Source organism: Sinomicrobium pectinilyticum (assembly GCF_003725735.1).
In the GTDB taxonomy this organism is placed as follows: domain Bacteria; phylum Bacteroidota; class Bacteroidia; order Flavobacteriales; family Flavobacteriaceae; genus Sinomicrobium; species Sinomicrobium pectinilyticum.
Window position 1 is genome coordinate 17408 of the sequence record NZ_RJTM01000117.1, and the last position, 10662, is coordinate 28069.

9 protein-coding genes are annotated in these 10662 nt (G+C 43.9%); 8 read left to right on the plus strand and 1 reads right to left on the minus strand.

Annotation, left to right across the window (positions count from 1 at the left end; all coding sequences use genetic code 11):
• Positions 1 to 90 precede the first annotated feature (90 nt).
• Positions 91 to 732, minus strand: coding sequence for a protein-L-isoaspartate(D-aspartate) O-methyltransferase (locus ED312_RS17665; protein WP_123217357.1), 642 nt, complete (start codon positions 730 to 732; stop codon positions 91 to 93).
• A 260-nt stretch (positions 733 to 992) separates the two neighbouring features.
• On the opposite strand from ED312_RS17665, the gene ED312_RS17670 reads away from it, so the two are divergent.
• The 8 genes from ED312_RS17670 to miaA all read left to right on the plus strand — a co-directional run bounded on the left by ED312_RS17670 (position 993) and on the right by miaA (position 10435).
• Positions 993 to 1952 (plus strand): Gfo/Idh/MocA family protein, encoded by a 960-nt coding sequence (locus ED312_RS17670; RefSeq protein WP_123217365.1) that lies wholly within the window; start codon positions 993 to 995, stop codon positions 1950 to 1952.
• An 89-nt stretch (positions 1953 to 2041) separates the two neighbouring features.
• Entirely contained in the window at positions 2042 to 2929 is an 888-nt protein-coding gene (locus tag ED312_RS17675; protein WP_123217358.1) for a 3-hydroxyacyl-CoA dehydrogenase family protein, read from the plus strand.
• A 153-nt stretch (positions 2930 to 3082) separates the two neighbouring features.
• Positions 3083 to 4318, plus strand: coding sequence for a DUF1015 domain-containing protein (locus ED312_RS17680; protein ID WP_123217359.1), 1236 nt, complete (start codon positions 3083 to 3085; stop codon positions 4316 to 4318).
• Positions 4319 to 4431: 113 nt separating this feature from the next.
• On the plus strand, positions 4432 to 5094 hold the full coding sequence (locus tag ED312_RS17685) for a YggS family pyridoxal phosphate-dependent enzyme (RefSeq protein WP_123217360.1): 663 nt from the start codon (positions 4432 to 4434) through the stop codon (positions 5092 to 5094).
• Between the two features lie 121 nt (positions 5095 to 5215).
• Positions 5216 to 6601 (plus strand): exonuclease domain-containing protein, encoded by a 1386-nt coding sequence (locus tag ED312_RS17690; protein WP_123217361.1) that lies wholly within the window; start codon positions 5216 to 5218, stop codon positions 6599 to 6601.
• Positions 6602 to 6611: 10 nt separating this feature from the next.
• The gene (locus tag ED312_RS17695; protein ID WP_123217362.1) at positions 6612 to 8606 is read left to right on the plus strand and encodes a DUF3857 domain-containing protein; all 1995 of its coding nucleotides are present in this window, start codon (positions 6612 to 6614) and stop codon (positions 8604 to 8606) included.
• On the plus strand, positions 8603 to 9496 hold the full coding sequence (locus ED312_RS17700) for an ion transporter (protein ID WP_123217363.1): 894 nt from the start codon (positions 8603 to 8605) through the stop codon (positions 9494 to 9496). The genes ED312_RS17695 and ED312_RS17700 overlap by 4 nt, the downstream gene beginning before the upstream one ends.
• A 15-nt stretch (positions 9497 to 9511) precedes the next feature.
• A complete protein-coding gene (gene miaA, locus ED312_RS17705; RefSeq protein ID WP_123217364.1) occupies positions 9512 to 10435 on the plus strand; it encodes a tRNA (adenosine(37)-N6)-dimethylallyltransferase MiaA in 924 nt (307 codons plus the stop codon).
• Positions 10436 to 10662 lie beyond the last annotated feature (227 nt).

A 10662-nucleotide genomic window follows, 5' to 3' on the forward strand; every position in this document is an offset into this window, starting at 1 on the left:
TAATACCTTTTTCCGGAATATAAAACACTCTGAGAAGATTTTTATCATATTTAAGAATATCCTTTAAAAAGGTGCTTTATTTCCGGATTTTTAATTTTTATCCTCCAGCAAGGGAACAAAACGGAATTCCCCGAATTCCTTTTTCTCAAATTCCTTGGCGGATTTACGGGTAAACATCGTCATGACCTGGGTAATATCGCCGACCGGGATTACCAGCCTCCCTCCTACTTTCAATTGCGCCAGCAAGGCCTTAGGTACTTCCGGGGCCCCGGCAGTAACTATAATACCTTCAAAAGGAGCTTCTTCTTTAAGCCCCTTGTAACCGTCGCCGAAAATAAGTTTTTTGGGACGATAGCCGAGTTTAGGCAGGAACAGGTTGGTACGCTTAAACAATTCCAGCTGTCTTTCTATGGAATAGACCCGCGCTTTCATCTCCAGCAAAACTGCGGTCTGATATCCGCTCCCCGTACCTATTTCCAGTATTTTATCTCCCGGGGAAACCTGTAACAGCTCGGTCTGGAAAGCAACGGTGAAAGGCTGTGAGATCGTCTGTCCCGCAGCAATAGGGAAAGCTTTGTCCTGATAGGCATGGTCCTCGAAACTACTGTCCATAAAAAGGTGCCTGGGCACCCTCCGTATGGCATCCAGCACTTTAGGATCGGTTATTCCTTTTTCCGCCACGGTTTCCGCAAGCCTGTTTCTCTTTCCTCTATGTTTTAAGGTATCTTTCAAGGTTGTGTTATGTTAGCGCAGTAAAGTTACGACGAAAAATAAATTGGACAAGTCAAAGGATTTTCTAAGTGAAAAAAATCGGGGGACTTCCTGTACCGGGGCTCCCGTTTTCACGAGATTGTTCCGGGGGCTACCTTGTATCATTCCCGCCCGGCGGTGATCGTTTTTACATTGGACAGAGCACAATTTTATCCATAATCCGGAGATATTATTGGTCTTATTCCATGAATAACCTTATTTTTGTTCAAAACATTAATTCTATGCTTAAAGCCGGAGTTCTGGGTGCCGGGCACCTCGGAAAGATTCATCTTCGATTACTCAACCAGTCCGACAAATACGAGTTGGCCGGTTTCTACGACCCCAATCAAAAGAACGCACAAAAAGTATCCAAAGAATTCGGGTACACTTCTTTTTCTTCCGTAGACGAACTGATCGAGGCCGTGGATGTCGTGGATATAGTTACCCCTACCCTTTCTCATTTCGAATGTGCCAAAAAAGCCCTGGAAAAGGGCAAACATATATTTGTGGAAAAGCCTATAGCCAATACCATAGAAGAAGCGGAAGAAATTATGGCGCTGGCCGAAAAGCACGGTGTTAAAGGACAGGTGGGCCATGTGGAACGGTTCAATCCCGCTTTTACTGCGGTAAAGGACAAGATAAGCAATCCCATGTTCATAGAGACGCACCGCCTTGCCGAATTCAACCCCAGGGGGACAGATGTGCCTGTAGTACTGGACCTTATGATACATGACATTGACATTATCCTCAGCCTGGTCGATTCCCCGGTAAAGAGCATCAATGCCAGCGGGGTGTCGGTTATCAGTAACTCCCCGGATATAGCCAATGCACGTATTGAATTTGAAAACGGATGTGTGGCCAATCTCACCGCCAGCAGGATCTCTCTCAAAAATATGCGGAAATCCCGTTTTTTTCAGAAAGACGCCTATATCTCCGTCGATTTCCTTGAAAAACAGGTGGAAGTGGTAAAAATGAAAGACGCTCCGAAGAAATTTGACGAATTTGCACTTATCCTCCAAAATGCCGAAGGGCTAAAAAAACAGATATATTTCGAAAACCCGAAAATATTCCCTAACAATGCCATCCTGGACGAACTGGAAACTTTTGCCGATGCCATTGAGAATAACACCACCCCTATCGTAACCCTTGCCCAGGGAAAAGAGGCTCTGAAAGTGGCCATGGAGGTCATCGCCAATTTCTGATCCCGGCCCTCGCGCAAAAAGCCGGAAAACGATACTCTGTCCTAAAAACGATCACTATACACACAAAACACACACATAAAATACGGAACATGAAAAATATAGCAGTTATCGGTGCCGGAACTATGGGAAACGGCATCGCTCATACATTTGCACAGTTCGGTTTTAAAGTACAGCTCATTGACATATCCGAAAAAGCGTTGGCTAAAGGATTGGCTACAATTGAAAGAAACCTGGACCGCATGGTCGACAAAGGAACCGTTACAGAGGAAGAAAAACAACAGACGCTTGGTAATATCCACTCTCATACCGACATGAAAAAAGGTATAGAACATGCGGGACTGGTTGTGGAAGCTGCTACGGAGAACCTGGAACTGAAACTGGATATTTTCCGTAAACTGGATGAAATATGCCCCGAAGACACTATTCTGGCGACCAATACATCATCCATATCCATAACGAAAATAGCTTCGGTAACAGGGAGAGCGGAAAAGGTTATCGGTATGCACTTCATGAACCCGGTGCCTATTATGAAACTCGTGGAGATCATCCGTGGTTACAGTACATCGGACGAAACCACACAAGTGGTTACAGAACTTTCGGAGAAACTTCGGAAAACACCGGTTGAAGTAAATGACTACCCCGGGTTTGTAGCCAACCGTATCCTTATGCCGATGATCAACGAATCTATTGAAACCCTCTATAACGGGGTTGCCGGGGTAAAGGAAATAGACACCGTAATGAAACTGGGAATGGCACACCCCATGGGGCCTTTGCAACTGGCGGATTTTATCGGTCTGGACGTATGCCTTTCCATACTCAATGTTATGTATGACGGATTCAGGAACCCGAAATACGCTCCTTGTCCCCTGCTTGTAAATATGGTTGCCGCCGGTAAGCTCGGGGTAAAATCAGGAGAAGGGTTCTACGATTATTCCGAAAGCAAAAAGGCCGAAAAGGTTGCAAAAATATTTGCGTAATAAACACGTAAAGGCACAGTGACCGGTACCCGTACATACGGAGATGGAATCGGCAATAATTTATACAATAACCCACCCCATTATAGCTGCAGAGAAATTCGAATAGTGTTATAGAGAAACTAAAAGGTACAACCCGGAAACTTTAATTTATTCATGGCAGTAATTCAACCATTTTGTGCCGTTCGCCCCACAAAAGACAAAGTCGGCCTGGTAGCGTCCAGGTCTTATGAAAGCTATTCCAAAAAGGAAAGGGAGGCCCGGCTCAGATATAACCCTTATTGCTTTATGCATATCATCAATCCCGGGTATAAATATCACCGGGAAGTATCGGGTGAAAACAGGTTTAAACTGGTACGCAACAGGTACCTGGAATTCCGGGAAGACCATATTTTCATACAGGATGACTCCCCTTCGTTTTATATTTACAAACAAAAAACAAGGAAACATACGTTCTGCGGAATTCTCGGGGCGGCAAGCGTCGAGGATTACAAAAACAACAGGATCAAAAAGCACGAAGCTACCCTTCAGGCCCGGGAAGAACTGTTTATGGAATACCTTAAAACGGTCGGATTCAATACAGAACCCGTACTCCTTACCTATCCGGATAGCACCCTTATAGACAAGATAATAAACGACGTCACTTTAACCATTCCCGAATACGAGTTCACTACGACAGACCGGATAACCCACTACTTGTGGAAACTATCGGACCCGGAGAAAATAAAACTCGTACAAAGCGAATTTGGGAAAATAGGAGATATTTATATTGCAGACGGACATCACCGTTCGGCCTCTTCCTGTTTACTTGCCGAGAACCTGAAAAAGGATAATCCGGGCCATTCCGGTACGGAAGCATATAACTTTTTTATGAGTTATTTCATACCGGAATCCAACCTGAAGATATACGAGTTTAACCGCATGGTAAAAGATCTTAACGGGCTCAGTAAAGAGGATTTCCTGATACGGCTCGACGAGTGGTACCGCATTGAAAACCGGGGGATGGAACTATACCGCCCATCCAAAAAGCACCACTTTACGATGTATCTGGACGGAGAATTCTATTCGCTCTACCTGCGAAAGACCCGATACGAGTTTACCGATTCACTGAGCACCCTGGATACCCAGCTGCTTTTCCGGACCATACTGGAACCCATACTGGGTATCGAAGACCTGCGGAATGATAACCGTATAGCCTATGGTTGTGGTAAAGATAATGTTGTGGAGATGAAATCGCTGATCGATAAAGGAAAATATACGGTAGGATTCGGCATGTTGCCTGTAACTATGGAAGAAATAAAGAAGATAGCGGACGAAGGCCTGCAAATGCCACCCAAAAGCACTTTTATAGAACCCAAACTGCGAAGCGGAATAACCATTTATGAATTTTAACGGAATTGATTTCCCGGAACATCCCTGTGGTCATCGGGACACCAGAGACCCGCAAAAGACAGTTATATTCCAGGAGGCATTGCTTCATGAACAAATAACGTGAATTTAGAAAAATGAGTATAGCCGAAAACCTTCAGAACCTGAAAAAAGAACTTCCGGGACACGTCACCCTGGTTGCGGTTTCCAAAACAAAGCCCGTGAGCGAGCTTATGGAGGCTTATGAAGCCGGACAAAGGATATTCGGAGAGAACAAAATACAGGAAATGACCGATAAACGGGAGCAGATGCCCGGGGATATCGAATGGCATATGATAGGCCATGTACAGCGCAATAAGGTTAAGTACATGGCAGAATATGTCTCCCTTATCCATGGGGTGGACAGCCTGAAACTTTTAAAGGAGATAGATAAACAGGCGGCAAAACACCAAAGGGTCATTTCCTGCCTGTTACAGGTACATATCGCGGAGGAAGACACCAAATTCGGAATGAGTGAGGAAGAGGCCATAGCCTTGGTAGGATCAAGGGAACTAGAGGCTTTGGAACATGTAAAAGTCGTAGGTTTTATGGGAATGGCCACATTTACCGAAGACGAAGCACAGGTTAAAAAAGAATTTCAAACGCTCCGTGCCCTTTTTGATAAGGTTTCCCGGGAACACCCCGAAATTAGGATATTGTCTATGGGAATGAGCGGAGATTATACCACCGCCATAGCATGTGGCAGTACGATGGTTAGAATAGGAAGTAGTATATTTGGAGCGCGGAACTATCATGGATAGTCCCCGGTAATTAAATTAAATCACGCTGTACTGAAAGGTACAGAAGTTTTGATAAAGAATAAGCAGGATTTTACGCGGGAAACCTGCGGAAAACGGATAATCCCGCAGGGAAAGAATATAAATGTACGCTGTATTAGACATAGAAACCACAGGAGGACAATATAATGAAGAAGGCATAACGGAAATTGCCATTTACCGGTATGACGGGCATAAAATAACCGATCGTTTTATCAGCCTCATCAATCCGGAACGGGAAATACAGCCGTTTGTAGTTAATCTTACAGGAATCAACAATGCCATGCTGCGATCGGCCCCTAAATTTTATGAGGTGGCCAAACGTATTGTCGAAATTACCGAAGACTGTGTACTTGTGGCCCATAACGCACAGTTCGATTACCGTATACTGCGTACGGAATTTCAACGCCTTGGCTTTGATTACAAGAGAAAAACCATTTGTACCGTAGAGCTCTCCCAGAAGCTTATCCCCGATGCGGGCTCTTACAGTCTGGGAAAACTTGTACGCTCTCTCGGAATTCCGGTAAGTGACCGCCATCGTGCCAATGGCGATGCACAGGCTACTGTCAAGCTGTTCAAATTGCTACTGGCCAAAGACCAGTCCAAAGAAATCGTAAGGGAAAGCATAAAATCCGAAAATACGGGCACCCTTTCTCCCAAACTGCTCAATATCGTAGAACAACTGCCTGAAAAGGTGGGAGTATATTACATCCACAGGGAGAACGGGAACATTATCTATATAGGCAAAAGCAAAAACATCAGGAAACGCGTTAATCAGCATTTTACACGTACAGCCAAAAAAGCCAGGCTAATCCAGAAAGAAGTTGTTGCCGTAACCTATGAAGAAACCGGAAACGAACTGATAGCCCTCCTCAAAGAGAATGAAGAAATAAAAAAGAACCAACCCAAATACAACAGGGCCGGGAAACGACGAATATTCGCTTTCGGTCTGTTTTACAGGGAAGATCAGAACGGTTACCTCGAATTGTTTATCAGTAAGGTGAACAGCCGCTCCCCTGCTACAAAATACCCCATAACTACTTTTGTCACTATTCACGAAGCCAAGAACACCCTGTACCGGCTTACGGACGAATTTACCCTTTGTAATAAACTCAACGGGCTCTCCGATGCCAAAAAACATTGTTTTAATTACACCGTACAAAAATGCAACGGCGCATGTATAAATGCGGAGCCGCCCGAAATATACAACGAACGGGTTAAAGAAGCCCTCAAAAAATACAGCTATCCGCATGAGAACATGCTTATCATAGACAAAGGAAGAGAAACCGGTGAACGAAGTGTAGTAATGGTTGAACAGTCTGAATTCAAAGGCATTGCATTCTATGACCTTAACTATCAGATTAATAATATCCACATCTTGCAAAATGTCCTTACCCCCATGAATAATAATGCCGATGCGAGGCATATCATTCAGACATACCTGAGAAAAAACAACGGGTACAAGATTATCGAATATTCACCAGAACAATAATAACGGGGTCATGATCAACCGTCCTGAATTTTTCACTGTTTTTTTATTTATCCTTTTTTTTAACACACTACAGGCACAGGGCCCGGATATCAGTTTTGAATTCGGCAATGTCCCTCCGGAACATCTGAACATGCCCGGCTATGAAAAGGATACTACCGCAAATGCACTGGTACTTTACGAAAAGGGTACTTCCAAAATAGAGAAAAACAGTTTTGGTAACGTCATCCTGTCAACAGAAGTTATACGCCGCATTAAAATTCTCAAAAAAGACGGTGTCGACGAGGCTATCCTGGAAATTCCGTTACAAAAATCCCTCGAAAACAAAAGCCGGGAACGGTTTGTTGAAGCAGAAGCACTTTCCATTCATCCCGATCGTTCCGTATATCGCCTGGCGAAGAAGGATATTTATACCGACAATATAAACGAGGCTTATGACATGGTAAAATTTACCGTTCCCAATGTAAAGGAAGGCTCGGTAATCGATTATAGATATAAAGTGGAATCCCCCTTTTTATACAATTTCAATTCCTGGAGATTCCAGTCCGACATCCCCAAGATATTCAGCCAGTACACCACGACCATCCCCGCCAACTACAGGTATAACATCAAACTCACCGGCTTTCTGAAACTGGACCACAAGGAATCGGTGCTGAAAAAAGACTGTTTTTATTTCCAGGGTGTGGGCACTGCCGATTGTGTAAACAGCACTTATATCATGAAAGACATCCCCGCCTTCAAGGAAGAAGATTTCATGGTCTCCAAATACAACTATCTCTCCGCAATAGACTACGAACTGGAAACATTCGAGGGCTTTGACGGGACCCGAAAAAAATTCACCAAAAGCTGGAAAGATGTCGACAGGGAAATAAAGTACAGGGAAGAAATAGGCAGGCAGGCCAGAAAAGAAAACTACTTCGGCAAACTGGTCCCCGAGGAAATTTCAACAATGCCTCAGGGTGTGGAAAAAGCGAAAAAGATATACTATTACTTACAGGATCAACTATTCTGGAACGGAAAGAACCATATTTTTACCCGGGTTGATGTAAAAGATGCTTTCGAAAAAAAATCCGGAAGTATTGCAGACCTTAACCTCATATTGCTGAACTTCTTAAAAGCTGCGGGTTTTAAGGCAGATTTTATGCTGTTGTCCACACGAAATTCCAATCTGCCTACAAAGTTGTACCCGGTAATATCCGAGTTTAACTACCTTGTTATTAAACTCGATATAGATGAAGAAAGCTTTCTCCTCGACCTGGCGGACAAAAACCTTCCTTTCGGCATACTCCCCTTTCATGCACTTAACGGCTATGGCAGGGTAATGGATATGGACAACGGGAGTTACTGGTATGACATAATTCCCGAAAAACGTACCAGCACTACCATATTCACACAGATCTCCCTTACCGGCGATAAATATGCCAGCATTAAAGCCAGGCAAACCAGTTCGTTTTATCACGCACTCTCCAAAAGAAAAGAAATGCAGAACGTCTCTTTAGAGGAACACAAAGAATCCTTACAGGACGAATACGACAAAAAAAGTACCTATGAACTGGAAGAATATACCGTAATCAACCAAAAAGAGGCGGAAAAACAATTGGTTGAAGAGTATTCTTTCCGCATGGAAAAAGATCCCCACTCCCCTATACTGGTCCTCAATCCCTTTGTGGTGGGCAGAATGGACAAAAATCCCTTCACCCTTGAGGAAAGAACATACCCGGTGGATTTCGGCTATCCTTTCAGCTACATTTATCAGGTTATTATCGATCTCGGGGAAGATTATAAAATTCCGGAACTCCCGGCAGAAAAAATCCTGCGGCTGGAAGACGGCTCCGGACAGCTGCTTTGTTTTTCTTCCAGAAATGGCAATAGTATTGTCATAAACACCAGGTTGCAATTCGGCAGACCCGTATATATTGCCGAAGAATACGAAGGATTGAAAAAATTATATGCAGAACTCCTATCTTTACATAATAAACAACCCCTCATACTAGAACGAAAACAGTGAAAGAAGAGAAGTCCAAATACGAAATATGGAAACAAAAGACCCATATTATCATATATGGCGTAAATACTCCGGCAGGCAGGATATTTGATCTTGTTATCCTTTTTCTCATCATGCTGAGCATTTTTATAGTGATGATGGAAAGTGTTGCGGAAGTCGATAAAAAGTATCACGACCTACTGCTGATTGCGGAATGGATAATAACCGTGATCTTTACTATTGAGTATATCCTGCGTATTGTTACGATAAAAAAGCCCTGGAGTTATATATTCAGCTTTTACGGCATCATAGACCTTATTGCCATACTCCCTATGTATTTGTCTTATTTTTTTACAAATACCCATGTTCTGGCTACCATCCGCTCCCTGCGGTTACTCCGGGTGTTCCGTATTCTCAAGTTAATGCGCTTTATAGGGGAAGCCTCGCAGTTGCGGGATGCCCTGAAGGCAAGCCGGACCAAAATAGCCGTTTTTCTATATACCGTACTCATCGTGTCCGTGGTTATAGGATCGTTGATGTTTATTATCGAGGAAGGAGAAGGCAGTGGCTTTACAAGTATCCCGAGAAGTATTTACTGGACCATAGTTACACTGACGACCGTAGGCTACGGTGATATTGCACCGCAGACCGAACTGGGGCAGTTTATAGCGGTGCTCATTATGATCCTCGGATATGGTATTATAGCCGTACCCACCGGAATTGTAACTGTCGAGTATGCGAAATCCCAGAGGAAAAAAGCAGATGAAGTAACTGACCCCGGACAAGAGGCCAAAGAGTGTATCGGTTGCAATACCAAAAACTTCAACGCGGAAGCAAATTACTGCTATAATTGCGGAGCGCCTCTTCCTCCCGCCATAAACAACGCACAGAATGCTAACCGTTCCGACCAATAATTAAATCCCGGTTCATTGAATTCACCTAAAAATAAATACCTGATCACTGTCGTAGGCCCAACGGCCATCGGCAAAACGGCTATGGCGATCCGGATAGCAGAACATTTTAACACTGTAGTGCTGTCTGCGGATTCCAGGCAGTTTTACAAGGAGATGTCTATAGGTACGGCTGTACCTTCTGCCGACGAACTCTCTGCCGTTCCGCATCATTTTATTCAGCACAGGAGTATTTTTGAAGACTATTCCGTTGGCGACTTTGAGAGAGAGGCACTTTCCCTGCTGGAAGAACTTTATAAAACCGGGGATATTGTGGTTATGGCGGGAGGCAGCGGGCTTTATGTCAATGCAATATTAAAAGGACTGGATGATTTTCCGGATGTAAACCCCGCCATAAGACAGGAGCTTAACGAACGTCTCGGAAAAGAAGGAATTCGAAACCTGGCAGAACAACTTCTGGCCCTTGACCCGGTGTATTACCGACAGGCAGATACCGAAAACCCCCAGAGAGTTATACGTGCCCTGGAAATCTGCCTGGGAACAAACAAGCCTTATTCTTCCTTTCTGTCCGGAAAATCGAAAAAAAGAGGTTTCTACCCCATAACAATCGGGCTAACCGCAGAAAGAGAAATAATTTATAACCGCATAAACCGCAGGGTAGACATCATGATGGATAACGGTCTGCTCCGGGAAGTCGAATCCCTGTTCCGGTACAGGCAAAAAAATGCATTGCAAACCGTGGGTTATAAGGAATTGTTTGAATACCTGGAGGGCAACTGCAGCCTGGAACATGCCATTTCCGAAATCAAGAAAAACACCCGCCGATTTGCCAAGCGACAACTCACATGGTTCCGGAAACAGGAAGGTATTACCTGGTATGACCATGAACAGGATGTTTCGGATATTCTCAAGTCACTTTCCTCCCGTATTTATGGTAAGTAAACCCGATGAAGGCATTTATTTCCTTTTTTTTCCGGCAAACTGTTTTCATACTCAAACAGTTGTGCAGATTACGGATAAGTTCTGCAATTTTTCTCTTGCACAATCGTAAAACAGCATTATATTTGCACCGTTCATTTCAAAAGGCATTGCCCACAAATGATGGCTCGGGGAGATACTCAAGCGGCCAACGAGGACAGACTGTAAATCTGTTGGTTTTTACCTTCGCA